This is a genomic window from Deinococcus aquaedulcis (assembly GCF_019693445.1).
Lineage (GTDB): Bacteria > Deinococcota > Deinococci > Deinococcales > Deinococcaceae > Deinococcus > Deinococcus aquaedulcis.
In genome coordinates this window covers 83,356-107,128 of sequence record NZ_JAHRBL010000004.1, presented here as the reverse complement: position 1 = coordinate 107,128, position 23,773 = coordinate 83,356, and the positions used below count along the sequence as shown (strand labels likewise).

25 protein-coding genes are annotated in these 23,773 nt (G+C 69.0%); 10 read left to right on the top strand and 15 right to left on the bottom strand.

Features of this window, described 5'->3' with window-relative positions; translation table 11 throughout:
* Window positions 1-244: 244 nt before the first annotated feature.
* Together KMW22_RS07190 and KMW22_RS07185 are read right to left on the bottom strand one after the other, a co-directional pair.
* A complete protein-coding gene (locus tag KMW22_RS07190) occupies window positions 245-1,162 on the bottom strand; it encodes a heme o synthase (RefSeq protein ID WP_221089356.1) in 918 nt (305 codons plus the stop codon).
* Window positions 1,159-2,121, bottom strand: coding sequence for a COX15/CtaA family protein (locus tag KMW22_RS07185; RefSeq protein ID WP_221089355.1), 963 nt, complete (start codon window positions 2,119-2,121; stop codon window positions 1,159-1,161). Before KMW22_RS07185 ends, KMW22_RS07190 begins: the two co-directional genes overlap by 4 nt.
* A gap of 172 nt (window positions 2,122-2,293) precedes the next feature.
* Between KMW22_RS07185 and KMW22_RS07180 the strand changes: the two genes are divergently transcribed.
* Together KMW22_RS07180 and panB are read left to right on the top strand one after the other, a co-directional pair.
* Window positions 2,294-2,776 (top strand): DUF420 domain-containing protein, encoded by a 483-nt coding sequence (locus tag KMW22_RS07180; protein WP_221089520.1) that lies wholly within the window; start codon window positions 2,294-2,296, stop codon window positions 2,774-2,776.
* Window positions 2,777-3,157: 381 nt separating this feature from the next.
* Window positions 3,158-3,979, top strand: coding sequence for a 3-methyl-2-oxobutanoate hydroxymethyltransferase (panB, locus tag KMW22_RS07175; protein ID WP_221089354.1), 822 nt, complete (start codon window positions 3,158-3,160; stop codon window positions 3,977-3,979).
* 80 nt (window positions 3,980-4,059) lie between these two features.
* On the opposite strand, the gene KMW22_RS07170 is transcribed toward panB, so the two are convergent.
* The 3 genes from KMW22_RS07170 to KMW22_RS07160 all read right to left on the bottom strand — a co-directional run bounded on the left by KMW22_RS07170 (window position 4,060) and on the right by KMW22_RS07160 (window position 8,044).
* Window positions 4,060-5,382 (bottom strand): Glu/Leu/Phe/Val family dehydrogenase, encoded by a 1,323-nt coding sequence (locus KMW22_RS07170; protein ID WP_221089353.1) that lies wholly within the window; start codon window positions 5,380-5,382, stop codon window positions 4,060-4,062.
* 119 nt (window positions 5,383-5,501) lie between these two features.
* Window positions 5,502-6,746 (bottom strand): Glu/Leu/Phe/Val family dehydrogenase, encoded by a 1,245-nt coding sequence (locus KMW22_RS07165; RefSeq protein WP_221089352.1) that lies wholly within the window; start codon window positions 6,744-6,746, stop codon window positions 5,502-5,504.
* 323 nt (window positions 6,747-7,069) lie between these two features.
* Entirely contained in the window at window positions 7,070-8,044 is a 975-nt protein-coding gene (locus KMW22_RS07160) for a polyprenyl synthetase family protein (RefSeq protein ID WP_221089351.1), read from the bottom strand.
* Between the two features lie 137 nt (window positions 8,045-8,181).
* Here KMW22_RS07160 and KMW22_RS07155 point away from each other — a divergent pair, with 137 nt between their 5' ends.
* The 3 genes from KMW22_RS07155 to ruvB all read left to right on the top strand — a co-directional run bounded on the left by KMW22_RS07155 (window position 8,182) and on the right by ruvB (window position 11,170).
* A complete protein-coding gene (locus tag KMW22_RS07155; RefSeq protein ID WP_221089350.1) occupies window positions 8,182-8,781 on the top strand; it encodes a general stress protein in 600 nt (199 codons plus the stop codon).
* Window positions 8,782-9,408: 627 nt separating this feature from the next.
* Window positions 9,409-10,098 carry an SCO family protein gene (locus KMW22_RS07150; protein WP_221089349.1) on the top strand — a complete coding sequence of 230 codons (690 nt, stop codon included), beginning with the start codon at window positions 9,409-9,411 and terminating at the stop codon, window positions 10,096-10,098.
* A 73-nt stretch (window positions 10,099-10,171) separates the two neighbouring features.
* A complete protein-coding gene (gene ruvB, locus KMW22_RS07145; protein WP_221089348.1) occupies window positions 10,172-11,170 on the top strand; it encodes a Holliday junction branch migration DNA helicase RuvB in 999 nt (332 codons plus the stop codon).
* 216 nt (window positions 11,171-11,386) lie between these two features.
* Here the strand turns inward: ruvB and KMW22_RS07140 are convergent, their stop codons facing one another.
* Together KMW22_RS07140 and KMW22_RS07135 are read right to left on the bottom strand one after the other, a co-directional pair.
* Entirely contained in the window at window positions 11,387-11,995 is a 609-nt protein-coding gene (locus KMW22_RS07140) for a flavin reductase family protein (protein ID WP_221089347.1), read from the bottom strand.
* A gap of 51 nt (window positions 11,996-12,046) precedes the next feature.
* Window positions 12,047-13,111 (bottom strand): bifunctional transcriptional activator/DNA repair enzyme AdaA, encoded by a 1,065-nt coding sequence (locus KMW22_RS07135; RefSeq protein ID WP_221089346.1) that lies wholly within the window; start codon window positions 13,109-13,111, stop codon window positions 12,047-12,049.
* Window positions 13,112-13,219: 108 nt separating this feature from the next.
* Here KMW22_RS07135 and KMW22_RS07130 point away from each other — a divergent pair, with 108 nt between their 5' ends.
* Window positions 13,220-13,579, top strand: coding sequence for an ArsC/Spx/MgsR family protein (locus KMW22_RS07130; protein ID WP_221089345.1), 360 nt, complete (start codon window positions 13,220-13,222; stop codon window positions 13,577-13,579).
* The gene (locus KMW22_RS07125) at window positions 13,576-14,349 is read left to right on the top strand and encodes a hypothetical protein (RefSeq protein WP_221089344.1); all 774 of its coding nucleotides are present in this window, start codon (window positions 13,576-13,578) and stop codon (window positions 14,347-14,349) included. The genes KMW22_RS07130 and KMW22_RS07125 overlap by 4 nt, the downstream gene beginning before the upstream one ends.
* A 92-nt stretch (window positions 14,350-14,441) precedes the next feature.
* On the opposite strand, the gene KMW22_RS07120 is transcribed toward KMW22_RS07125, so the two are convergent.
* From KMW22_RS07120 to KMW22_RS07085, 8 genes are all read right to left on the bottom strand, one after another.
* On the bottom strand, window positions 14,442-15,188 hold the full coding sequence (locus KMW22_RS07120; RefSeq protein ID WP_221089343.1) for an SDR family oxidoreductase: 747 nt from the start codon (window positions 15,186-15,188) through the stop codon (window positions 14,442-14,444).
* A gap of 6 nt (window positions 15,189-15,194) precedes the next feature.
* On the bottom strand, window positions 15,195-17,228 hold the full coding sequence (locus KMW22_RS07115; protein ID WP_221089342.1) for a molybdopterin oxidoreductase family protein: 2,034 nt from the start codon (window positions 17,226-17,228) through the stop codon (window positions 15,195-15,197).
* Window positions 17,229-17,298: 70 nt separating this feature from the next.
* Entirely contained in the window at window positions 17,299-17,493 is a 195-nt protein-coding gene (locus KMW22_RS07110; protein WP_221089341.1) for a helix-hairpin-helix domain-containing protein, read from the bottom strand.
* Window positions 17,490-17,882 (bottom strand): VOC family protein, encoded by a 393-nt coding sequence (locus KMW22_RS07105; RefSeq protein ID WP_221089340.1) that lies wholly within the window; start codon window positions 17,880-17,882, stop codon window positions 17,490-17,492. Before KMW22_RS07105 ends, KMW22_RS07110 begins: the two co-directional genes overlap by 4 nt.
* Before the next feature lie 39 nt (window positions 17,883-17,921).
* Window positions 17,922-18,335: a VOC family protein gene (locus tag KMW22_RS07100; RefSeq protein ID WP_221089339.1), complete on the bottom strand. Its 414-nt coding sequence runs from the start codon at window positions 18,333-18,335 to the stop codon at window positions 17,922-17,924.
* Between the two features lies 1 nt (window position 18,336).
* Window positions 18,337-19,797 carry a DHA2 family efflux MFS transporter permease subunit gene (locus KMW22_RS07095; RefSeq protein WP_221089338.1) on the bottom strand — a complete coding sequence of 487 codons (1,461 nt, stop codon included), beginning with the start codon at window positions 19,795-19,797 and terminating at the stop codon, window positions 18,337-18,339.
* Between the two features lie 23 nt (window positions 19,798-19,820).
* Complete coding sequence (locus tag KMW22_RS07090; protein ID WP_221089337.1) at window positions 19,821-20,366, bottom strand: DUF4287 domain-containing protein; 546 nt, start codon at window positions 20,364-20,366, stop codon at window positions 19,821-19,823.
* 2 nt (window positions 20,367-20,368) lie between these two features.
* Window positions 20,369-20,782: a VOC family protein gene (locus tag KMW22_RS07085; RefSeq protein ID WP_221089336.1), complete on the bottom strand. Its 414-nt coding sequence runs from the start codon at window positions 20,780-20,782 to the stop codon at window positions 20,369-20,371.
* A 171-nt stretch (window positions 20,783-20,953) separates the two neighbouring features.
* On the opposite strand from KMW22_RS07085, the gene KMW22_RS07080 reads away from it, so the two are divergent.
* From KMW22_RS07080 to KMW22_RS07070, 3 genes are all read left to right on the top strand, one after another.
* Window positions 20,954-21,607 carry a winged helix-turn-helix transcriptional regulator gene (locus KMW22_RS07080; protein WP_221089335.1) on the top strand — a complete coding sequence of 218 codons (654 nt, stop codon included), beginning with the start codon at window positions 20,954-20,956 and terminating at the stop codon, window positions 21,605-21,607.
* A 47-nt stretch (window positions 21,608-21,654) separates the two neighbouring features.
* The gene (locus KMW22_RS07075) at window positions 21,655-22,107 is read left to right on the top strand and encodes a hypothetical protein (RefSeq protein WP_221089334.1); all 453 of its coding nucleotides are present in this window, start codon (window positions 21,655-21,657) and stop codon (window positions 22,105-22,107) included.
* A 137-nt stretch (window positions 22,108-22,244) separates the two neighbouring features.
* Entirely contained in the window at window positions 22,245-23,765 is a 1,521-nt protein-coding gene (locus KMW22_RS07070) for a hypothetical protein (protein WP_235692741.1), read from the top strand.
* Window positions 23,766-23,773: the final 8 nt, after the last annotated feature.

The window sequence follows — 23,773 nt, the reverse complement described above, 5'->3', positions numbered from 1 at the left end:
AAACGCCCGGTGCGGCCCGGCGCCACTCTTGACGGCCGCGCCCATTCTACCGAGCGGTCAGCCCCGCCCCGCATGAGACCAGATGGGGCTGTAGGCATGTGTCCTGTTTTTGGCGCGCTTCTGGCGACCCGGGCCAAGCCCCCCAGGCCACTTCAGGGGCGTGTGCCGTAGGCCCTTATGACACCGGGCCTGCACGCGCAGAGGCGACAGGCCCGGAAAGATGAAGAAACCCTCTGACGGCCCCTTACGCCAGCAGCGCGCGGTCCACAGCGCCTGCCACGAACAGCAGCGCCAGATACAGCATGGAGTACAGGTACAGCGGCACCGCCACCTTGCGCTCCACCTTATGCCCCGACATCACATGGCGATACAGGCGCCAGGAGAGCACCAGCAGCCAGCCGCCCAGCCCCAGCGCCGAGAGGAAGTACAGCGCGCCGACCTCCTGAAAGAACACGGGCATCACCGAGAGCACCACCGTGTAGATGGCGTACAGGCCAATCTGGGCCACCGTCAGCTTGTCGCCGTGCACCACAGGAAGCATGGGAATGCCCACCTCGCGGTACTCGTCCTTGATCATCAGGGCCAGGGCCCAGAAGTGCACCGGGGTCCAGAAGAAGATGATGGCGAAGAGAAACCACGCGAACAGGTTGAGGTCACCGGTGACGGCCGCCCAGCCCACCAGCGGCGGAAAGCAGCCGGCCGCGCCCCCCAGCACGATGTTGTGCCACGTGTTGCGCTTGAGCAGCCCGGTGTACACCCACACATAGGTGATAAAGCCCGCCAGACTCATCCAGGCGGCCAGCGGGGTGGCCCAGATCCACAGCATCACGAACGACAGAATCTGCAGCGTGGCGCCGAAGATGGCCGCGTCCCGGATGCTGATCAGGCCGCTGGTGGTGGGGCGCTGGGCGGTGCGCGCCATTTTCAGGTCAATGTCGCGGTCAATGATCATGTTGAACACGCCCGCCGACCCGGCCGAGGCGTACCCTGCCACACTGACCACCAGCAGCAGCCACAGGTCCGGCCAGCCGCGCGCCGCCATGAACATGGCCGCCACAGTGGTCCACAGCAGCAGGCTGATGACCTTGGGCTTGGTCAGCGCCAGATAGTCGCGCCACGTGGCGCGGGCGCGCGGCGCCGCCACCGATTCCGAGGCCATCATGCGCGGTCCTGGGCGGGCGGCGTGGTGAGGGCATGAAAGATCATCAGGGCGGTGGCCAGCCACAGGGCGCAGGCCAGCGCGAGGTGAGACAGCTGCATCCAGTCCGGGGCCTTGAGGGCCACATTTGCAAAGCCCGCCAGCATCTGCACGGCCAGCAGGCCCCACATCACGGCGCTCCAGCGCTGCACAGCCGCGCCGGGGCGCTCGCGGCGCAGGAACACGCCCAGCCACACCAGAAACGCGCTGCTGAGCACCGCCAGCATGGGGTGAACCACGCGCAGGTTCTCGATGAGGGTGGCGGTGGGCCCAAAGTCACGCTTCACCGTTTCGATGGGTGTGTTCCCCTGCGGCACGAACAGCAGATCGCCCAGGGCGGTCACGGCGCCCGCCATGCCCAGCAGCAGCAGCAGCACCAGCCCCACCGCGCTCCAGCCGCCCACCAGGCCCTGGGCCCGCAGCCGCAGCCGGGGGGCACCGGACGCCCACAGGGCCGTGAGCAGCAGCGCGCCCAGCAGCACAAAGGTGTTGGCGAGGTGAATGCCCTGAATCAGGCCGCGTGCCGGGTGGGCCGAATCGGCGGTCAGGCCCAGGCGCACCTGTACGGCGCCCACCAGCCCCTCCAAGATGATCAGGCCCAGGCTGAGCCCGGCCCCCAGGCGGGCGGGGTGGCCCTTGGGGGTGGTCTGCGTGGCCAGCGCCACGAGGCCAATGGCCAGCAGGCCGCTCAGGCCACTGGTGACGCGGTGGCTGAATTCAATGGCGGTGTGCACCCCGGGGCTCTGGGGCACCACCACGCCGTTACATAGCGGCCAGTGATCGCCGCAGCCGGCCCCGGCCCCTGTGATGCGCACCACGGCGCCCCACAGAATGACCAGCACGTTATAAGCCAGCGCCGCCCAGGCCAGCCGGGGAAGCCACGCCCCGATCTGGGCACGGGGCACTGTCAGCGTTCCACTCATGGTCACCATCCTCGCCGCCAGCGGCGCCCTGCAGGGTGAACGCGACGGTCAACACCCGGCATTCTACCGGGCCGGGGCAGCGGCAAATTGTCCCCAGGGCCGCCCCGGTGCCCAGACCCACTGGGGGGCGGACACCTGCCCTGCGCCCCGGCCCGTACACTGCGGCTCGACTATGGCGGAAACCATCAACCAGTGGGCGGTCATCACGATCATCCTGAGCGGCATTGCCCTGTGCGTGGGCGTGTACCTGATCCGGCGGGGCCTGCGCGAGGCCCACATGCGCGCCATGGTTACAGCGGTCACGCTGGCCAGCATCTTTCTGGTGCTGTACCTCACCCGGCTGGCCCTGGGCTACGAGAAGAAATATGCGGGCCCCGAGGAGTGGCGGCTGGCCTATTTCGTGCTCCTGATCAGCCACATCATCCTGGCGGCGGCCAACCTGCCGCTGGCGCTGGGCGCCGTGTGGAACGCCTGGAAGGGCCTGAAGGCGGCCGGGAATCTGGGCAATATTGACGCCCCGGTGGCCCGGGGCTATTTCAACAAACACCGCGCCTGGGTGCGCTGGACGGTGCCGGTGTGGCTGTATGTAGCGGTCACTGGCTGGATCATCTATCTGGTGCTGGGCCGCTGGGGCGAGGTGATCAAGGGAGGCTAAGCCCGGACAGGTGAGCCCAGAGCCCCGCCACTTCAGGCGGGGCTTTGTTATGGACTTCGCAGGGTCACGGCTGGGTTTGTGCTGGCTTTGCAGGGTGTGCTGGGGCATCCGGCTGAGCGGTGACGAATGCACGGGGCTAACCGACCAGAGGGCTTCGCAGAGCTGAGCTGCAGAAGACGGGACTTGAAAAGCCGCTTAACAGAGGACGTTTCTCGCATGGCCTGCTCGTCTCCCTTGAACCCAGGTCTGAACTCTTGCCCTGAGTCTCCGCGCCGTAGCGTTACGCTGCTCAGCCTTCCTATCGAAAACGGTTTCCGACCCACCGCCGCCCTGAACCCCTAGTCCAGCGGCGCTTGCCCCCCTCTGTTACGCTGGGGCGGCATGAAACGCAGCATTCCCGAACTGCAGACGCTGGCGCAGCCCCTGGTGATGGTCACGGCCTACGACTACCCCGGTGGCCGTCATGCCGAGGCGGCCGGGGTGGACGTGATTCTGGTGGGCGACTCCCTGGGCAACGTGGTCCTGGGCTACGACTCCACGGCGCCGGTCACGCTGGGCGACATGATTCACCATGCCCGCGCTGTGCGCCGGGGCGCGCCCCAGACCTTCATGGTGGTGGACCTGCCCTTTGGCACCTACCACACCGGCGTACAGGACGCCATGCGCAACGCGGTCAAGGTCATTCAGGACACGGGTGCCGACGCCATCAAGATGGAAGGCGCCACCCCCGAAATCCTGGAAGTGGTGCAGACGCTGACCCGTAACGGTATTCCCGTGATGGGCCACGTGGGCCTGATGCCCCAGACCGCCACCGCTCAGGGCGGCCTGCGCGTGCAGGGCAAGGACGACGCCTCGGCCCGCCTGACGCTGGACGGCGCCCTGGCCCTGGAAGCGGCCGGGGCGTTCTCGGTGGTGCTCGAAGCCATTCCCGCCCGCTTGGCCCGCTTAATCAGCGACCGCCTGGCCATTCCCACCATCGGCATTGGGGCCGGCCTTCACTGCGACGGCCAGGTGCTGGTGACCCATGACCTGCTGGGCCTCTACGAGGGCGAAGACAAGAAGATCGCCAAGCGCTACGCCGAACTGGGCCGCGCCGCCCGCGAAGCCATTGAAGCCTACGCCGCCGAGGTCCGCACGCGCGCCTTCCCCACCAAGGAAAACGCCTTCGTGATGAAAGACGACGTGCTGGACAAGCTGTACTGAGGTTGACGGCAGAAAGCAGATGGCTTAACACCCGCTGCCATCTGCCATTGACCATTTGCGTTCTGCGGCGCGTCAGCGCCTTAGGGGTACAGTCCCCGCAGCGCGCGCGCTTCGAGCACGCGGGTGCAGGCCACGATGTAGACGGCGGTGCGCAGGGTCACGCCGTGTTTTTCCTTCACATCCCACAGGCTCAGGAAGGCTTCGCTCATGATGCGGTCCAGGCGCTTGTTGATCTCGTCCTCGGTCCAGAAGAACGACGAGAAGTCCTGCACCCATTCGAAGTACGACACCGTCACGCCGCCCGCGTTGGCCAGCACGTCGGGCACCACCGTGACGCCGCGCTCAGCGAGCAGGTCGTCGGCGGCGGGCACGGTGGGGCCGTTGGCGCCTTCCACGATCAACTTGGCCTGAATCTGCCCGGCGTTCGCCAGGGTGATCTGCTTTTCCAGGGCGGCGGGAATCATGACGTCGCAGGGCACAGTCCAGAACTCGTCGCGCTTCAGCTCCTCGCTGCCGGGCAGTTCGGTGATCTTGCCAGTGCGGCGCAGGTGGGCCAGGGCGGCGGCCGGGTCAATGCCCGCGTCGCTGTAGATGGTGCCGGTCACGTCCTGAATGGCCACGACCTTGGCGCCGTGCTCGTGGAAGATGCGCGCGGCGGCCTCGCCCACGTTGCCGAAGCCCTGCACGGCAATGCGCGCGCCCTGCATGGGCATGCCCAGCTTCTTCATGGCCTCGGCGCCGGTCACGAACACGCCGCGCCCGGTGGCGTCGCCGCGCCCCAGGCTGCCGCCCAGGCTGACCGGCTTGCCCGTCACCACGCCAGTGGCCGTGCGGCCCACGTTCATGGAGTAGGTGTCCATCATCCACGCCATCGTCTGCGGGTTGGTGTTCACGTCGGGGGCCGGAATGTCCTTATCCGGGCCAATGATCAGGCCGATCTCGGTGGTGTAGCGGCGGGTCAGGCGCTCCAGTTCCCCGGTGGAGTACTTGCGCGGATCAATGCGGATGCCGCCCTTGCCGCCCCCGTAGGGCAGGTTCACGGCGGCGTTTTTGACCGTCATCCAGGCGGACAGCGCCATGACTTCGGACAGGGTCACGTCCTGGTGGTAGCGGATACCACCCTTGGCCGGGCCGCGCGAGGTGTTGTGCTGCACGCGGTAGCCCTCGAAGTGCGCCACCGTGCCGTCGTCGAGGTGAATGGGCACGTCCACGACCAGAATGCGCTTGGGCCGCTTGAGGGTCTCGGCCCAGTAGGCCAGCTTGCCCAGGTAGGGCGTAACGCGCTCCACCTGCTCCAGGTAGATCTCGTACGGCCCAATGTTGTTGGGGTCCAAGTAGCTGGGAATGGCGTGCGCGCCGGTCTTGGGGCCAGCGGTGTTGGCGGGGTCGTGCGTGGTGGTCATTGGGAGGGCCTCCTTCGGAGGGGGAGTAGTGAAGTGGGTTGTGGGGAGTGGGAACAGCAGGGGCTAGGTGCTCTGGCTTCCGCTGTTCGCCATCGGCCATTGGCCTTCAGCCATCTGCGTTATGGGTACACCCCGCGCATCACCGTCGCGCTGTGCAGGCGGTTCAGGGCCAGGGCGTAGGCCGCTGTGCGCAGGTCGGTCTGGCAGGTGCGCTGCGTGGCGAGCACGGCGTCCAGCGCCGCGTTCACCCGCAGGTCAATGGCGGCCAGAATCTCCTCTTCCATCCAGAAGAAGTTGCTGGCGTCCTGTACCCATTCCAGGTAGTTCACGATCACGCCGCCGATGCTGGCGATCAGGTCCGGAATCACCTTCACGCCCGCCTGGGTCAGGAAGCGTTCGGCTTCGGGCAGAACGGCGCGGTTGGTGGCTTCAACCACGTAGCGCGCGCGAATGGCGTGGGCGTTGCCCGCGTGAATGGTGCCGTAGTCGTAGGCCAGCATCAGCGCGTCCACGTCCAGCTCGGTGACTTCTTCGGGGGTGATGTCGGTGGCAAAACCGGCCACAGTGCCCTTTTCTTCGCGCCACTGGGTCAGGGCGTCCAGGTCCAGACCACTGCTGGCAAAGGTCGCGCCGTCCTGGTCACTGACAGCCACCACCAACGCGCCCTGGGTAGCCAGGGTCTGGGCGGCCTTGCGGCCCACGTCGCCAAAGCCGTACACCGCCACGCGCGCGCGGTTCAGGCTCTCGCCAGCGTCTTCCAGCACGCGGGCCGTCACCAGCGCCGCCGAGCGGCCCCGGGCGTCCTTGCTGCCGTAGCTGCCGCCCAGGGGAATGGGCTTGCCCACCACCACGCCGTTGCTGGTCGTGCCGGTGTTCTCGGTGTAGGTGTCAAGCATCCAGGCCATCGTCTGGGCGTCGGTGCCTACGTCGGGCGCCAGGATGTCCTCGTTGTGGCCGATGAGTTCCACCAGTTCGCTGGTGTAGCGCCGGGTCAGGCCTTCCAGTTCGTGGGGGGTCAGGGTGGCCGGGTCCACGTCCACGCCGCCCTTGGCGCCGCCCAGCGGCAGGTCGGCCACCGCCGCTTTCAGGGTCATGATGGCGGCCAGCACCTCGCACTCGTGGGCGCTGACCCCGGCGCGCAGGCGTACGCCGCCCATGCTGGGCCCGCGCGAGGTGCTGTGCACCGTGCGGTAGCCCTTAAAGACGCGAATGCTGCCGTCGTCCATGCGCACCGGCAGGTTCACACTGACTGTGCGTTTGGGGTACTTGAAATACGCGAGGGACTGGTCCGTGACCTCGCAATAGGGCAGCGCCTGCTGGAGTTGCTCCATGAGGCCCTGCCAGTTGAGTCCTGATGCCCGCATGTGACGGTCTCCTTCCCTTCGGTGGGAATGTGATGGGGTGTGGTGGATTGGCTGCCCGAAGCATACACGCCCCTTTTGGGTCGCATAGACAGGGCCTAGCCCCCGCGCGGTGTCCGCGCAGGCCGCCCCCGTTGTAGCGGTCAGTGCCCCCGGGGTCAAGGCAGGAAAACCACGCTGTACACGGTGCAAGACTGAAGCGGTTCCAACGTGTGGACCGCCGTGTCAGCGCAGCAGAACCTCACATTTGAAAGGTCAGCTTGTTGGGTTGTGCCGGCAGGCCCCCAGTCCCCTTCGTTCGGCAATGGCAGACAGAAAGGCGTTTCTTAGCTGCGGCGCTCGATCTCGCGGGCCGCCAGCCCGGCCAGGGCCCCCTGGGCCTCCGAGGACCCCAGCGCCTGCAGGGCCGAGGTCGCCAGCGCGGCGCGGCGGCGGATTTCCTCGCGGGTGGCGGCCAGGGCGCCGGTCTGTTCGGCCAGCGCCTGCACGCGGGCCACGTCGCCGGGCTGGGCGGCGCGGCGCTCCAGGAGTTCGCGCACCTCGTCGGCGTGGGGGCCGTCCAGCAGGTGCAGGACTGGCCCGGTGGCCTTGCCCTCGCGCAGGTCACCGCCCACGGGTTTGCCGGTGCGCTGCTCGTCGCCCGTCAGGTCCAGCAGGTCGTCTTGCATCTGAAAGGCCATGCCGAATTCGCGGCCGTAGGTGGCCAGGGCCCCTTGCTCCGTGGCCGGGACCCCCAGCAGCACCGCTGGGGCGGCGGCGGCCAACTCGGTGAGGGCGGCGGTCTTGCCGTGGATGACCTGCAGGTAGTTGGCCCAGCTGTAATCGGCGTAGGCGGCCACCTGAAACTGCAGCACCTCGCCCTCGCAGATCACGCTGGCCGTCTCGCCAAACAGGCGCGTCAGCTCCGGGCTGCCGGGCAGTCCAGAGAGCAGCCCCAGCAGCCGCGAAAGCATAAAGTCGCCGCTCATGACGCTCACCACGTTGCCAAAGCGCCGGAAGGCGGCCTGCTGGCCCCGGCGGGTGTCGGCGTCGTCGATCAGGTCATCGTGCAGGAGCGAGGCCGAGTGCAGGAGTTCCACCCCCACGCCCAGGTCGCGCACATGGCGCCACGTGGCCCCGCCGGGCCCGGCGCCCAGCGCCTGCGCAGCAAGGTAGGTGATCAGGGGCCGCACGCGCTTGCCACCCGCCGCCACCAGATCGTCCCCGATCAGCTCAATGAACTCCACGCGGGAGCGCAGCACCTCGCGCAGGCGCGCTTCAAACGCTGCGTCGGGAAGGGCCACCGCTGCCACGCCAGTCATGCGGTCAGTATAGAAAAGGGCCCCTGGGCAAAACGTACCGGCCCCACCCTTCCCCACCCGTCTCTAAAGCGACGCGCAGCGTGGGGCCGCCCTTTGTCCCTCGCAGGTGACAGCCGCCTCATGCTACAAAACGGGGTATGGAAAGCGTTGTGGCTCTCTTTCGCGAACCTCAGCAGGCCCAGGGCGTGCTGCAGGCCCTGCAACAGCGCGGCTTTGACCGCGACCACCTGGGCTTTGCCCTGACCGACGTGGTGGCGGAAGACGACATTGCGCAGCGCACCGGCGTGAGCCCCGAAGCCGGCGAACCGGCCGGCTCGGCCTCGGTGATTCGCGGCATGATCGGCGGCACCCTGGCAGGACTGGCGCTGACCGTGCCCATCTGGCTGCTGCTGCTGGCCTTTCCGATTACCCGGATTTACCAGGAAGGCGGCCTGTTTGGCATCCTGTTCGGCGTGATCGGCGGCGCGGCCCTGGGCGGCCTGTTCGGCGCGCTGGCCGGCAGCGACCACGGCGACTACGTGAAGCTCCTGCGCCGCATGGGCGTGCCTGCCGCCCAGGCCGAGAAGTTCTACCAGGGCCTCAAGGGCGGCCACGTGCTGGTGATCGCCCGTGACCCCAGCGGCGCGCGCGCCGACGAAGCCCTGAGCCTGATGCGCAAGCACGGCGCCGTGAAACTCGACGACGTGGTGGGCGGTGGCCGCTTGCAAAGCGAACGCACCGGCCAAGACGGCCACTAAAACCGAAAAGAAGGTGCTTCATCTCCGGGTCTGGAAAGGCCCGGGATTTTTTTGGCAGGCAGGAATGAGAGAAGCTCCGCGCGGGCAAGGGGCCAGGGAGCAGACCACAAGTTGTAGCAGATGCTTTGACAAAGGCTTCGAACCATTCTCAAGCAAGCCACGAGAGGAGAGCCTTCGAGACGCTCGGCCCGGACACCTCCCATCCAACCTCTGCGGCGCAGCTCTGCGAGCCCCCTACAAGGGGGAGGAGTTCAAACCTTGTGGCCACCCTTTTCCGACGCACGATCCAAAACGGACCACACGGTTTTTAAAGTAGAACCTCGTGCCCTAAGCGTCCCTGCCCTCCACCTTCACGAGGCCAGCAACGGAAGCCGTCGTGCGCGCAGCGCGCGGGCGTGAGGCGATGGGCGGAGAAAGGCGACGGCGTACACAGCGGGGCGAAGGAAGGCCACCCCACACCGTCAGTCAACGTTTGCCGAGCGCAGCGGAAAAACTCCCCCCTGCCCCTCTGCTACGCAGCTCTGCGAGTCCGGGGTAGGGGGGCTGGGGGGGTGGGGCAAGCCCGCAGACTCAACCACCCCACCCCTGGGACACCCCACCCCATCCCCCTCCCCTACCCTACCCCCCATGAAGTCCCTCACCCCCCGAGCCGTCACAGCCGCCCTGCTGCTGCTGGCCGCCATTCTGGCCGCCCTCCTGCTGTGGCGAGGCCGCCCGGCCCCCCTGGGGGGAGAGGCCCTGGATGACCCCAAACCCCTACCTGCCCTGGCCCTGCTGAACGAACGCGGCCAGCCCACCACCCTGGCCACCAGCGACGGCCGGCTGCGGCTGGTGTTCTACGGCTTCGTGCGCTGCCCGGATGTCTGCCCCGCCACCCTGGCCAGCCTGAAGAATTCCTACGCGGCCCTGACCCCCGCGCAGCAGCAGAAAGTGCAGGTGCAGTTCATCACCGTGGACCCCGAACACGACACGCCCGCCATGGTGCGTGACTACCTGGCCCGCTTTGACCCTGCGTTCACCGGCCTGACGGGCAAGGCCGCTGCCATTGACGAAGCCGCCCGCCAGATGTTCGTGGCGAATGTGAAGCCTCTGCCGGCCCAGGACCACAGCGCCCACACGGGCGGCCAGCAGGGCAGCGGCGCCGACAACGCCCAGGCGGCGGGTGCCAGCGCCGCCCAGGCCGCCCGGCTACACGGCGATCAGGTGAGTGTGGTGGACGGCCAGGGCCGCTTTGTGCGGATGTACGGCAACGCAGCGGTCATTGACGGCACCCTGGACCGCGATCTGCCCGGCCTGATCCGTCAGTACGCCAACTGAGGCCGACCGACCTCCCCCCTCTTTGTGCCCCACCTTATTCCGCTCTGGGCAGAATCGCGCTACACTGTTTGGTATGACTGAACCGCTCGACGCCGCGCTGCGGCCCAAGACCCTGACGGAATATGTCGGGCAGGAGCGCCTGAAGGAGAAGCTGACGGTGTACCTCCAGGCGGCCAAAGGTCGCCGCGAGGCGCTGGACCACACGCTTCTCTTTGGCCCGCCCGGACTGGGCAAAACCACGCTGGCGCACATCATTGCCCACGAGCTGGGGGTGAATATCCGCGTGACCTCGGGGCCTGCCATTGAAAAACCCGGGGATCTGGCCGCCATCCTCACGAACAGCCTGGAAGAGGGCGACGTGCTGTTCATTGACGAGATTCACCGTCTGGGCCGCGTAGCCGAAGAGCACCTGTACCCGGCGATGGAAGACTTCAAGCTCGACATCGTGCTGGGACAGGGTCCGGCAGCCCGCACCATCGAGCTGCCCCTCCCTCGCTTTACCCTGGTGGGCGCCACCACCCGTCCCGGCCTGATCACCGCGCCCATGCGCAGCCGCTTCGGGATCATTGAGCACCTGGAGTACTACACCCCCGAGGAAATCGGCACCAACCTCATGCGCGACGCCCGTCTGCTGGGCTTCGGGCTAACCGAGGAATCGGCCATTGAAATTGGCGCCCGTTCGCGCGGCACCATGCGTATTGCCAAGCGCCTGCTACGCCGCGTGCGCGACTACGCCGAGGTGGCGGGCGAGAGCACCATCGAACTGCCGCGCGCGCACGACGCCCTCGACAAACTGGGCCTGGACAGCGCCGGCCTGGATGACCGCGACAAGAAGTACCTGGAAACCCTGATTCACCGCTTTGCCGGCGGCCCGGTGGGCGTGGATACGCTGGCCACCGCCATCAGCGAGGACTCGCTGACCCTGGAAGACGTGTACGAGCCCTACCTGATCCAGCTGGGCTTTATCAAGCGTACGCCCCGGGGCCGCGTGGCCACCGCGCACGCCTATGACCACCTAGGCCTGCCCGTGTCGGGGCACCCCGACGACGGCCCGGGCTTCTACGCCCACTGATACGGAACTCAAGGGATGCCATACCCGTCCGAGCCACGCGGTGGCCCCCTCACCCTTCCGTCGCTCCGCTCCTCCCTCCCTCTCCCACGAGGGGAGAGGGGAACAGGACCAGCGAGCACGAGAGATGTACGTCATTTTCATCCCGTATGAACGGGCAAGGGGAGGGGGCCGCTGGCAAGTTGCCAGCGGCCCCCTCCTTTGTTGTTGGGCGGCGCTTCAGAACACAGCGGCCAGCCGCGACGGGTGCACCTGCTCGCCGAGGCTGTAGAACTCGCAGAAACTCATGATCAGGGGGCGCCAGCGGTCCGGGTCCACATGGTGGCGCCGCGCCGGGTTCAGGATGGCGGGAGCAAAGAAACTGCGCACCACGCGCACCTCCAGGGCCGTCAGGTGCGGGGCACTCAGCGGGCGGTCACTCAGCAGTTCCACCTCCAGCTGCACCGGGCACTCGGCCACGCGGGGCGGCCAGCCGGGGGTGGCGGGGGACGGGGTCAGGCCGGCTGCTGCGAACTTGTCCGGCTCGAAGCGGTAGCCCATCGCCCGCTTGTACTCCGGCACGTCGGCGCGGCCGGTGGTCAGGGCGAGGCGATCCACGGCGTCCACCAGCGAGGCGTCGGGCAGGTTGAGGACCGCGCGGCCCTCGCGGCGCAGGTTGGTCACGGTGTGCGACCGCGTGCTCAGGCCCAGCAGGCAGTGGTCGCCCAGCCACCACGCCGACGACATGGGGGCCAGATTGGCGCTGCCGTCCTCGTTGAGGGTGCTGATCAGGACGACCGGCGTCCCGAGATAAAACATCTTGGGGGTCAGGGGGATGTGGTCAGACATAGGACTCCAGCCGGGCCCACGTGCGCTGCCCGGACAACAGGTGGGTGAAGGTCAGAAGGGAGGGGCCAAGGCGCCTTCCAGCGCCAGCAGCTGCGCCTTGCGCGCCGCGCCCCAGCGGTAGCCGCCACTGCCGGTGCCGGCCTTGGGCACGATGCGGTGGCAGGGCACCACCAGCGCCACCGGATTGGCCGCGCAGGCCCGCGCCACCGCGCGCACCGCCCCTGGCTGGCCGATCAGGGCCGCCAGTTGCGCGTAGGTGCGGGTTTCGCCGGGGGGAATCTGGCGCAGCGCCGCCCACACCCGCTGCTGAAAGGCGGTGCCGGGCAGATCGGTGGGATAGGCAGGCAGGGGCCGCCCCGCCAGGAAGGCCTGCAGCCCCTCGGTGTAGGGGGCCAGTGTGGCGGGGTCCTCGGTGAGGGTGGCGTGGGGGTATTCCGCGCGCAGTTCGGCCTGCAGGGCGCTGGGCTCGCCAAAGCGGACCGCGCACAGGCCGCGCGCCGTGGCCGCCACCAGCATGGGCCCCAGCGGGCCGGTGACCACCGCGTAGCGCACCTGAACGCCCTGGCCGCCCCGGGCGTAGGCGCGTGGGGCCATGCCCAGCTGGTCGGTGGCGGGGGCATACAGCGTGGCCGGCGAGTCGTGCCCGGCCGCATACAGGGCCGCCGTGACACTCTGGCCCGCGCCCAGGTGCGTTTTCAGGCGCTCGGTGCGCGCGCGCAGCGCGTACTGCTTGGGGCTGACGCCAAAATGGGCCTTGAACACGCGCTGCAGGTGAAACGGGCTGAACCCCACCGCCGCTGCCAGGGCTTTCAGGGACGGGGCGGCCGGCTCGGTGTCCAGCAGGTGCTGGGCGCGGGCCAGGGCGGTGGCCACAGCCCCCACCCGGTCTGCCGCGCAGCGCTGGCAGGCGCGGTAGCCGGCCGCCTGGGCCGCCTCCGGCGACTCAAAGAAGGTGACATTGGGGCGCAGCGGGCGGCGCGACGGGCAGCTGGGGCGGCAGTAAATCTTCGTGCGGCGCACCCCGTACCAGAAGGTGCCGTCGGCCGCCGGGTCACGCTGCGCCACGGCCTGCCAGCGGGCGTCGTCGGGGGCTTCGGGGACGGGGGGCTGGGTCATCAGGGCTTCACCTTGGGCTTCAGGCTACGGGGCTGCGCGCCCGGCCGTGACCGGATTCTTGCGCTCAAACTGCGTGGCCGGGCGGGGCACACCAGTACACTGGCCCCCATGAGCGACCTTCAGGTGCAAATCTTCGGCACCCGCAAAAGCAAGGAGACGCGCGCCGCCGAGCGCTTTTTTAAGGAGCGCAAGGTCAAGGTGCACTTTGTGGACCTGCACGAGCGGCCCATCAGCAAGGGCGAGCTGACGCGCTTTGTGCAGAAGTACGGCCTGAACGCCCTGCTGGACCTGGACGGCAAGGCCTACGAGCGCAGCAACCTCGCGTACCTGCGCACCACCGAAGAGGGCGTGATCGCCAGGGTGATCGAAACGCCCGAACTGCTGAAGCTGCCGCTGGTGCGCGGCGGCAAGGTGCTGACCGTGGGCGACGATGTGGAGGGGTGGAAGGCGATGGTAGCCCCACAGTGAGCCGCCATCGCCCCAGGCGGGCCACCTGGGTCTGGCTGGCCCTGCTGGCCCTGGGCACGACCGCCCCGCCCAGTGCGCAGGCGCGCGGGGGCGGCGCGGCCTCACTGCCAGCGGTTCAGGTGGTCCAGCGGCCCAGCGAGGTGCAGGTGCTGCGCGGCGGGCGGCCTCTGCACACCTACCCGGTGCCCAGAGGCCAGGAAGCCCTGACCCTGGTGAGCGGCGGCACGCTGGCCCTGGTCACGCAGCCGCAGGGCCAGTGGGCTGACTACCGCCTGCAGCTCTTTGACCTGGGCACCGGACGCCTGCTGTCGCAGCAGATGCAGGTGGGCCGGGTATCGCGGCTCTATGCCCTGGGGGGCGACGTGTTCGTGGAAGCCACCAGTTCGGGGGGGGCTGCCATTGCAGATCGCACCCTGGTGCAGCCTCTGCGCGGTCCAACGCGTGGCCTGGAGATTGATGGCTGGCGCCAGGCCCAGAACGCACAGAGCGTACTGTTCAATTCCCCCAACGGCGCCTACAGCCCTTACGAACCCGTGGCGCTGAACTTCTACCTCTACGACCTCAGCACCCGCCGCCTGCAGGCCCTGAGTTTTGCTGTGCCCACCCGGCCCGGCTGCGGCCCGGTTGAAAAGGACGGCACCCTGGACGAGCGCGAGACCTACACGGCCCGCGAGGTGGTGGCGACCCGCCACGACGCCTGCGGGGTGTTCGAGGCGCGCTTTGACTGGACTGCGCCGGGCAGCCGCCCAGTGGTCAGGCCTCTCAAGTAAGAGGCACCAGGCATGCAGGGCAGCAGGCGACGTCAGTTAGAACAGCCGGCCAGCCGCTCCCGCAGACCTGTGGGCCGCTCTCCAGGCCAGCTTCAGCGGCCACCAGACACATCCAGCGTTGTGCCTGTCACGTAGCTGGCCTCGGCCGAGAGAAGCCACACAATGGCGTGGGCCACCTCGGCAGGCAGGCCACCGCGCCCCAGCGGAACGGTGCTGCTCAGGCGCGCCACCCGGCCCGGTTCACCGCCCAGCGCGTGAATCTCGGTGTCAATCAGGCCAGGGCGAACGCCGCAGACACGGATGCCTTCGGCTGCCACCTCCCGCGCCAGCCCCACAGTCAATGTATCCACCGCCGCCTTGGCCGCCGCGTAGTCCACGTATTCGCCGGCTGACCCCAGCACCGCTGCCCGGGACGAGACATTCACGATAACGCCGCCCGCGCCTCCCCGGCGGGTGGACATCTGCCGCACCGCCGCGCCCGCGCACAGGAAGGCACCCACCACGTTGGTTTCCAGCACCCGGTGCAGGCGGGCCGCGTCCAGTTCTTCCACCCGCGCCTGCCGCTCCAGCAGGCCCGCGTTGTTGACCAGGCCGGTCAGTGGGCCAAAGGCCGTATTGACCTCATGAAACAGCCGCTCGACCTCTTCGGGGCGGGCCACATCGGCCTGAACGGCCAGGGCTTGCCCGCCCGCCGCGTCAATGTCAGCCACCACCCGGCGCGCCGCTTCGCCGTTCTGGCGGTAGTTGACCCCCACGCGCCAGCTTCGCGCCGCCGCGAGCATTGACACCGCCGCTCCTATGCCCCGCCCACCCCCGGTGACTATCAGCGTGCCGGCCACTGGCCTCTAACCCTCCACCGGCATCAGTCGGATGCGGGTGTTGTGGAAGGTGCTGCCGCCGCCCAGATCGGTCAGCGTCTGTGCGGTCAGTTCATTGATGCTGGTGCCGTCGGGGGCCGACAGCCCCCACCACGTGCCTTCCACCACCGCCGTGCCGGGCTGCGCGGCGTCCGTCACCTTGACGCGGCGGCGCACCGCCCCGATTTCAGATTCCAGCCGGGCATACCCGGCGTCGTGCAGGCCGTACACCTGGGCATCCTGCGGGTGAACCAGCACGCAGGGCTCGCTGCCCTCGGCGCGGTTCAGGTTCTCCAGCACGCCGTAGGTGGAATTCAGGAAATGGTGCGCGGGGGGGGTCAGCAGGCGCACCGGGTATTCGGCGTTCAGGGCCGCCTGGGGCTCGCGGTGCTGCGGCGCGGGCGACAGCTGCACCTTGCCGCTGGGGGTTTCAGCGCCGTGGGCATAGGGCAAGAAGAGGTCCGGCAGGCTGAGGGGCACGCTGCCCTCGGTCTTCAGCCGCTCGGGGGTGATGCCCGCGAGGTGCGGATGCCCGGAGTTCAGCACCTCGGCCAGCAGGTCGTCCACGGTCCAGTACACGCTGGGTTCGGTCACGCCCAGGCGGCGGGCAAGCTGCTGCATCACCCAGGAATTGGGCCGGGCCTCGCCGGGGGCCGCCAGTTCCGCGTGGTTGTAGCCCAGGAAGTGGTGGCCGTAACTGGTGTACAGGTCCGGGTGTTCGGCAAAGGTGGTGGCGGGCAGCACATAGTCGGCCAGCTGGGCGGTTTCGGTCATAGCCTGTTCCAGCACCACCACCAGCAGGTCCCCGCGCTGCAGGCCCACGCGCACCCGCCCGGCGTCGGGGGCCACCACGGCGGGGTTGCAGTTGTAAATCACCGTGGCGCCCAGGCCGGCTTCGGGGCGCAGGGCGCGGGCGTACTCGTTCATGTTGACGTGCGGCGTGTCCGGGCGGATCAGGTGCGCGCTGCCCAGCCGGGTGCGGTTGAGTTTGAAGGCCCCGCTGGCACTCAGGGCGCAGCCGCCGCCCCGATGGCGCCAGTCGCCGGTCAGGGCGGGCAGCAGGGTCACGGCGCGCAGGTTGGTGCCGCCATGTTCGTGGCGGGTCATGCCGTAGCCCACGCGGATGTAGGTGGGCCGCGTGGTGCCAATCGCCCGGGCGAAGGCACGGATCACCTCGGCGTCTAGGCCAGTCACCTCGGCGGTGCGTTCCGGGGTCCACTCGGCGGCGGCCTGCTGCACGTCCTCAATGCCCACGGTGGCCTCGGCGATGTACGCGGCGTCGGTCCAGCCGTGGGCGAACAGTTCGTGCATCACGCCCAGGGCCAGCGCGGCGTCGGTGCCGGGCTTCAGTTTCAGGTGCTCGTCGGCGAAGGCGGCGGTGCGATTGCGGTAGGGGTCCACCGCGATGATCCGCGCCCCGGCCTTGCGCGCGGCCGTCAGGTGCGGTGTGAGGTGGCTGTTGGTGGACAGCGAATTGATGCCCCACAGCACGATCAGGCGGGCGTGCGCCACGTCGCGCGGGTCCACGGCGTAGCGTGTGCCGTAGCCCATGGCCCAGGCCTCGCTGCCAGCGGTGGCGCAGATGGTCTCGTCCAGCTCCGGGGCGCCCAGTGCGCGGAACAGGGCGTGCACATGGGTGCCTTCCATCAGGCCCATGGTGCCCGCGTAGTTGTAGCGCAGCAGGCCCTGGGGGCCCCGGGTGTCCAGCACCTGCCGCAGCCGGGCGGCGATGTCGTCCAGAGCCTCATCCCAGCTCACCCGCCCCCACACCGGGGCCTCGGTTTTGGCGTTCAGGCGCTTCAGGGGGTACAGGGGCCGCTCGGGGTGGTTGGCGCGGGCGGGGTAATGCACGGTTTTGGCACAGGCAAACCCGCGCGTGATGGGATGCGCGGGGTCGCCCGTCAGCTTGGTCATGCGTTCCTGGCTGTCTTCGCCGCGCGTGAGGGTCACCTTCAGGCGGCAGGCGTCGGGGCAGTCCAGGGGGCAGGTGAGAAATACGTCGCGCGCGGGCAGGGCCGTCATGCCGGGCAGTCTAGAGCGGCGGCCCGGGGCGCACTCAGAGCCACTTTACACAGCGGGAGGCAGGCCAGGGTCAGCCGGGGCGCAGCTCCAGCCCCTGCGCCGCCAATGCCTTGCGCAGCACCTGCACCGCCTTGGGCCCCACACCGTGAAGGGCCAGCAATTCACACTCGCTGCGCTGGGCCACGGCCGCCAGGGTGGTGAGGCCGGCGGCCGTCAGGGCCCGGGTGGCCGGGCGGCCCAGACCAGGGGGCAGCGCTTCACTCATGGCGCACTCAGCGGCCAGGACACGCCAAAACGGTCATTCCGCCAGGCGAAGTGGGTGCTGAACCCGTCGTTCCCGGGCGGCATCAGCACTTCTCCATCCGCCGACAATCCGGCGAACACGCGCTCGAAGTCCGCCGCAGCGAGGCCATCCACGAACAGCGACAGAGAGGGCGTGAAGGTCAACGCATGGGGGATAGGGCTGTCGGACACGCGCAGGCGCTGCCCGGCCAGTTCCGCCTCGGCGGTCATGAGCGTGCCGGGCGCCCCTGGGCCATCCGGGCCAGAGCCCTGGCGGACAAGTTGCCGGGCGCCCGGAAACAGAGAGAAGGAGAGCGCCAGCGCCTCGGCGGCGCGGCCTTCAAACATCAGGGCGGGAACAAGCTGGGACATGGGGGGCTCCTGGCAGAGTCAAAGCGTCGGTTTGAAAATTCAGGACCGGGCGGTGATCTGCTGCACCGCCCAGCCATTCCCATCGGGGTCCTTGAAAAAGACGAAGCCCACGTTGTTTAGGTCGTCGTCGTCGGTGGCGGGCCGGGGGCCCTGCGGGCCCAGCACCTGCACGTCGCTGATCGCCACGCCCCGCGAACGCAGCTCGGCGTGGGCGGCCCGCACGTCGTTCACCACGAGTTGCAGCCCCTGGAGGGTGCCCGGGGCCATAGGGCTCAGGCCGTCGCCCAGCACCACCGAGCAGCCTGAGCCGGGCGGGGTGAGCTGCACCAGCCGACGCCCACCCCCCAGCGCCGTGTCGTGATCCACCCCAAACCCCAGGCCACCGGCGTAAAAGGCCACCGCCCGCGCCACGTCACTGACCGGCACCACCACGACTTCCAGGGTCCAGTTCATCTCAGTCTCCGGGGTGCGCCAGTGGCGCGGCCTCGTCGGTGGCCGTGGGGTGGACGGCCCCCGAGGCCCGCAGCCCCAGGGCCAGGCCCACCGCCAGCACGCCCACGCCCGCTGCCACCAGGAAGGCGAGGTGCAGGCCAGCCACCTGGGCCTGCGGCGCCGCCACCCCGGCCGCCACCTGCTGGGCCGCGCGCCCGGCCATCAGGGCCACCAGCAGCGCCGTACCGGCCGCCCCCGCCACCTGTTGCAGGGTGCTGAGAATCGCGCTGCCGTGCGAGTACAGGTGCGGCGGCAGCGGCGACAGGCTGCTGGTAAACACGGGCGTGAACAGCAGGGCCAGTCCCCCGCTCAGGGTGAGGTGCAGCGCCAGCAGCGCCCAGATGGGGGTGGCGGTGTCAATGCGGCTCAGGCCCACCAGCACCGCCGTCATGAGGATGGTGCCGGGCACCGCCAGGGGACGCGGCCCAATGCGGTCGTACAGCCGCCCCACGCTGGGCGCCAGCAGGCCCATCAGGAGGCCGCCCGGCAGCAGCAGCAACCCCGTCTGCAGGGTGCTGAGGCCGCGCAGGTTCTGCAGATACAGGGGCAACAGAATCATGCCGCCGAACAGCGCGATCATGGCAATCACCATCAGGCCCACGCCCAGGGCAAACTGGGGAAAGCGGAAGGCCCGCAGATCCAGCAGCGGGGCGTCGCGCCGCCCCAGCACGGCCTGCCGCCACAGGAAGGCCACCAGCGCCAGCACGCCCACCAGCAGCGGCGCGGCCGTGGCGGCACTCAGTCCACTGCCGCCCTCGCCCACCTGGCTCAGGGCGTAGACCAGTCCACCAAAGCCCAGCGCCGCCAGGGGCACCGACAGCAGGTCCAGCGCCACGGGCCGGGGCGTACCCACGTTGCGCAGGGTGCGCGCGCCGTATGCCAGGGCCGCCAGTGCCACCGGCAGCACGAACACGAACAGAAATCGCCAGGGCAGCACCTGCAGAATGAGCCCGGAGACGGTGGGCCCAATAGCCGGGGCCACCGAGATGACAATGCTGAGGTTGCCCATCACGGCCCCGCGCTGCTGGGCGGGCACCAGGGTCAGCACCGTGGTCATGAGCAGCGGCAGCATGATGGCCGTGCCAGACGCCTGCACCACCCGCGCCAGCAGCAGCGGCACAAAGCCCGGTGCGAGCGCGGCCAGCAGTGTGCCCACACAGAACAGGCCCATGGCGGTCAGGTACACCGTTCGGGTGGAGAGCCGTTGCAGCAGGAAGCCGGTAATGGGAATCACCACCGCCATCGTGAGCATGAACGCGGTGCTGAGCCACTGGGCCAGCCGGGCGCTCACGTCCAGGTCGGCCATCAGGCGGGGCAGGGCCACATTCATGATGGTCTCGTTCAGGATCACCACGAAGGCAGAAACGAGCAGCACCAGAATGACGGTGCGGTCGCGCGGAAGCAGGGTGTCGGGCGCGGTCATGGGGGGCCTCCGGGGGCAGGGGGTCAGCGGGCCTGATAGGCCGCGTGCAGGGCGTCGAGCAGGTGGGTTTCGGGCCCGCCCGGTTCGGTCAGGCGCAGGCGGTGGGTCACCATGCTGTTCCAGGCCCCGGCCGCCTCATAGGGCGCTGTGGGGGTCAGGTCCGGCAGGCGCAGGCCCACGTCGGCGGCCTTTACCCCGGGCTGCACCAGGGCAAACTTGCGGCCCGCGCGGGTCAGGCCCACGGAGGTCTCGGTCGGGGCCACACCCACGTCCTCCCCAAAGGTCTGCGCGTGGGCCAGCAGCGCCGTCCAGAGGGGCTGCCACACGGCCTTCTTGCCGCTGAACACGGCGGCGGTGCGCTCGGTGTCCGGGGCGCGGCGGGCCTCGGCCTTCAGCAGGGCCGCCGCCACGGCATTGGCGTGTCCATGCCCCAGCCCGTATTCGGCCTTCAGCCACGCCACGATCTCGCCGTGCCGGTTCAGGCCCTGGGTTTCAGCCAGCACCCGGAATTCGGGCACGGTTTTGCCAGTCTTTGCCTGGACGGCGTCCAGATACGCCTGAAACGACATGCTCAGCCCGCCGGGGTGGGCTCGGCGTTCAGCAGCCAGTGAATCCCGTAGCGGTCGGTCAGGTGCCCGAAGGTCGAGCCCCAGAACGAGGGGCCCAGGGGGTGCGTGACCGTGCCGCCCTCGGCCAGCTTGTCAAAGGTGGCGTGGGCTTCTTCGGCACTGGCGCACTGCAGCATCAGGGAAACCGACTGGCTGCGCGCCGTGTCCTGGGTCATGTCCGAGGCCATCAGGGTCAGGTCGCCCGACACCAGACGGCCGTGCAGCACATGCGCGTGCAGCTCTGGGGGCATCTGCGCGGCCACGGGGGACTCGCCCGCCAGCATCAGGTCGAGGGTGCCGCCCAGGCACTGCTGGTAAAAGGCCATCGCCTCCTGACAGGCACCGTTAAAACCGAGGTAGGGCTGAAGCTGGGGCATACAGGGCTCCTTCGGACATTCGGGACAGCAGCAGCCAGCCGTCACGCGACCACGCGACAGAGAACAAATGTGCCCGAACTTCCTTTAGCTCGTTTAACTTAAAACAGAACACTCCTGAATTGCAAGTCTCCACTCCATTTTTCGGAGTCCGCGCGTTAGACTGCAGCTTCAATGCCTGGAAAGCGCGTCTACGACGATGGCTGTGCCGTTGCCCACGCCCTGGACCTGATCGGGGAACGCTGGGCGCTGCTGGTGGTACGTGAACTGCTGCCCGGCCCGCGCCGCTTTATTGATCTGCAGACCAGCCTGCGCGGGATCAGCCCCACGGTGCTGACCCAGCGCCTGACCGACCTGGAAACCGTGGGCGTGCTGCGGCGCGAGCAGTTGCCGCCCCCTGCCAGCACCCGCGTCTATGCCCTGACCGAGTGGGGCCGCGAACTGGAACCGGTATTGCAGGCCCTGGGCCGCTGGGGGGCGCGCTCGCCGCGCCGCCCGGCCCAGGCGCCCATCACCACCGCCACCCTGCTGGCCGCCCTGAAGACCATGAATGCCGGCGCCCTGAGGGGGGTGATTGGCCTGAATCTGGGCCCCGAGGCCTACACCGTGCGGCTCGATGGCCCCCACGCCGAGGTCACCCCGGGCCTGGACCCGGCAGCCGCCCTGACCCTCAGCGGCGAGGTGGGCGCGCTGGGGGCGGTGATTTTCGGGGGGCAGCCATTGGCAGCGGCAGAGGCGGCAGGCACGGTCCGGCTTCAGGGGGACCGCGCCCTGGCAGAAGCCTTTGTCCACGCCTTTCCGCTGCCGCCCTTGGTTGAGGTGAGCTGAAGAGGGTAGGCCCCAGCGCCTTCTGGCTTCAGGGCATCATGAGGGCCATGACGGCGGACGCCACCGACCCCGCTTCCCTGCTGGCCGAGTTGACCTCGCGCGACCATCACCGCGTCTGGGCGGCGTCGCACGCAGTCATCCGGCTGCCGGCCGCGTCCCGCCTGCCCCTGGTGCCGCACCTGGCCGCCATCCAGCAGGCCACCGAGGACCTTGACCTGGGCGGCGCGTTTTATCCGAACAACGACCACCTGCGCCAGGCGCTGCGGGCAGTGGAGGCGGCGCGCGATGGCCTGTGCGCCTGCGCGCTGTATCCGGGCTACCTTTTTTACAACCCGAAAAAGGAGCAGGAGAGCGGCGCCGTGACCATCCTCTCGTCCTCGCCCCCCGACTGGAACATGACCTACAGCTGCCAGTGCCGGGCCTGCGGCGCCGTGTACGACGTGGAACAGGGTGAATACCACTACACCTGGTGGGACTGGAAGCCGGCCACGCCGACCTGACCGGGCGCTTCTGGTGGCGGTGGAAACAGCCTTACCAAGCCCCGTCCCGGCCTGACCCGGTCCTTTCCCTAGGAACGCTCAAGCACCGGGGGGGCGGGCCTCAGCGCGGCGGTACACAGGTCCTTTACGGTCAGGGTATGGCTCTGCTGCACCGCACCGCCGCCTGCACCGCCCTGCTGCTGGTGGGCTCACCCCCGCCCGCCCACGCGCAGACCACAGCGGCCTTGCAGGGTCTGGGCACTGCTTATGCCACGTACCTCAGCGCCGGGCGCCTGCGCGACGACTGCGTGACGCGTGACCCAGCGACGGCGGCGGCCACCAAGCAGGCGTACGCCGCCTGGCTGAGCGCCCAGAAACTGGAGGGGTTCGACGCCCAGCTGAGAAAGCGGGTGGGAGACGCCAACGTGACCCAGTTGCGTGCAGGCCTGAACGCGCAGCTCGACGCGCTGGTGGCCAGCACCCGGACCCTGGGCACGCCAGCCCAGGTGTGCGCCGCCTACCGCGCGCAACTTAAGGGCGACACCTTTGATGTGCGGGGCAAGGTGCCGCAGCTGAACACGCTGCTGGGGGTGGCGAGCGCCGGCACCGCGACCCCTACCCCCAGCGCCGCCCCAGCCCGTGCGGTCGGCCCAACGGTGCGCTACACCGTGGCGCAGCTTTCCTCTCTGGCGGGGCAGACACTGGCCGCCCTGCCCAAGGACACCGCTGGCCGCGTGGCCGAACAGGCGGTCGTGAGCAAGCTGCGGGCGCTGGGGCCGCAGGTGGCGGTGACGGGTCTGGTGCAGCGCAGCCGCTCGCTGACCCAGAGTGACGACCGCCGCGAGGTGCGCTGGTCGGTGTACTGCTATGACATGGCGGGGGACGCCGCCGACCCGCCCAAGGGCCAGACCGTGACGGTGGTGGGGCGCGTGCGCGAGTTTGACCGCGACACCTTCCTGACCCTGGAAGACTGCCGGGTGGTCAACCCAGCGGGAATGAAGGCCTCCACGCTGCCGGTGGCCGATGTGGGCTGGCGCTTTAAAAATCAACCGGCCGAGCGCTTTTTAGTGGCGGCGGGCAAAGGCCTGAAAGACAGCGAGGTGCTGGGGGTCTACACCACCCAGTCCAGCGGTATTGGGGTGGGCGGCATGGTCATCATCACGTACCCGCCGTACCTGTTTTTGAAAGACGGCACCGTCTACAACGACCCCTACTGGGCGCCGGGCAGCTTTAACGCCCGGCTCTCACGCGAACTCGAACCGCAGAAATGGGGCAAGTGGACCAGCCAGGGCCAGAACTTTCAGATTCGCTGGGGCGACGGCGAGACCGAGACGTTCGAGGTGCAAGACGCGCTCAAGCCGGCGCCCGCTGGCCTGAAGCTCAGTGGCGCCTATGCCTCCCTGGGCGGCGGCGGCAACACAGCGCTGGGGGGCGACGTGATGGTCGCCGCCGGCAGCACTTACACCTTCAGACCCGACGGCACCTTCACGGGGGGCCGCTTCGCCGGGGCCTCGACCTCGAACATGGCCGCCAGCAGCCGCTCGGGCACGGCGGGGCGCTACAGCGTGGCGGGCTATGGGATCACCCTCATACCGGCAGGGGGCCCGGAGCAGCGCCTGCTGTTCTACCGCTTTGGCGACGCCCTGCATATTGGCGGCTCGGACTTCGTGCGCGACTGAGTCGAAAC

Coding starts and splice junctions, on each gene's coding strand:
- KMW22_RS07190 (WP_221089356.1), bottom strand. CDS start 1,162: ATGATGGCCTCGGAATCGGTGGCGGCGCCGCGCGCCCGCGCCACGTGG.
- KMW22_RS07185 (WP_221089355.1), bottom strand. CDS start 2,121: ATGAGTGGAACGCTGACAGTGCCCCGTGCCCAGATCGGGGCGTGGCTT.
- KMW22_RS07180 (WP_221089520.1), top strand. CDS start 2,294: ATGGCGGAAACCATCAACCAGTGGGCGGTCATCACGATCATCCTGAGC.
- panB (WP_221089354.1), top strand. CDS start 3,158: ATGAAACGCAGCATTCCCGAACTGCAGACGCTGGCGCAGCCCCTGGTG.
- KMW22_RS07170 (WP_221089353.1), bottom strand. CDS start 5,382: ATGACCACCACGCACGACCCCGCCAACACCGCTGGCCCCAAGACCGGC.
- KMW22_RS07165 (WP_221089352.1), bottom strand. CDS start 6,746: ATGCGGGCATCAGGACTCAACTGGCAGGGCCTCATGGAGCAACTCCAG.
- KMW22_RS07160 (WP_221089351.1), bottom strand. CDS start 8,044: ATGACTGGCGTGGCAGCGGTGGCCCTTCCCGACGCAGCGTTTGAAGCG.
- KMW22_RS07155 (WP_221089350.1), top strand. CDS start 8,182: ATGGAAAGCGTTGTGGCTCTCTTTCGCGAACCTCAGCAGGCCCAGGGC.
- KMW22_RS07150 (WP_221089349.1), top strand. CDS start 9,409: ATGAAGTCCCTCACCCCCCGAGCCGTCACAGCCGCCCTGCTGCTGCTG.
- ruvB (WP_221089348.1), top strand. CDS start 10,172: ATGACTGAACCGCTCGACGCCGCGCTGCGGCCCAAGACCCTGACGGAA.
- KMW22_RS07140 (WP_221089347.1), bottom strand. CDS start 11,995: ATGTCTGACCACATCCCCCTGACCCCCAAGATGTTTTATCTCGGGACG.
- KMW22_RS07135 (WP_221089346.1), bottom strand. CDS start 13,111: ATGACCCAGCCCCCCGTCCCCGAAGCCCCCGACGACGCCCGCTGGCAG.
- KMW22_RS07130 (WP_221089345.1), top strand. CDS start 13,220: ATGAGCGACCTTCAGGTGCAAATCTTCGGCACCCGCAAAAGCAAGGAG.
- KMW22_RS07115 (WP_221089342.1), bottom strand. CDS start 17,228: ATGACGGCCCTGCCCGCGCGCGACGTATTTCTCACCTGCCCCCTGGAC.
- KMW22_RS07110 (WP_221089341.1), bottom strand. CDS start 17,493: ATGAGTGAAGCGCTGCCCCCTGGTCTGGGCCGCCCGGCCACCCGGGCC.
- KMW22_RS07105 (WP_221089340.1), bottom strand. CDS start 17,882: ATGTCCCAGCTTGTTCCCGCCCTGATGTTTGAAGGCCGCGCCGCCGAG.
- KMW22_RS07100 (WP_221089339.1), bottom strand. CDS start 18,335: ATGAACTGGACCCTGGAAGTCGTGGTGGTGCCGGTCAGTGACGTGGCG.
- KMW22_RS07095 (WP_221089338.1), bottom strand. CDS start 19,797: ATGACCGCGCCCGACACCCTGCTTCCGCGCGACCGCACCGTCATTCTG.
- KMW22_RS07090 (WP_221089337.1), bottom strand. CDS start 20,366: ATGTCGTTTCAGGCGTATCTGGACGCCGTCCAGGCAAAGACTGGCAAA.
- KMW22_RS07085 (WP_221089336.1), bottom strand. CDS start 20,782: ATGCCCCAGCTTCAGCCCTACCTCGGTTTTAACGGTGCCTGTCAGGAG.
- KMW22_RS07080 (WP_221089335.1), top strand. CDS start 20,954: ATGCCTGGAAAGCGCGTCTACGACGATGGCTGTGCCGTTGCCCACGCC.
- KMW22_RS07075 (WP_221089334.1), top strand. CDS start 21,655: ATGACGGCGGACGCCACCGACCCCGCTTCCCTGCTGGCCGAGTTGACC.
- KMW22_RS07070 (WP_235692741.1), top strand. CDS start 22,245: ATGGCTCTGCTGCACCGCACCGCCGCCTGCACCGCCCTGCTGCTGGTG.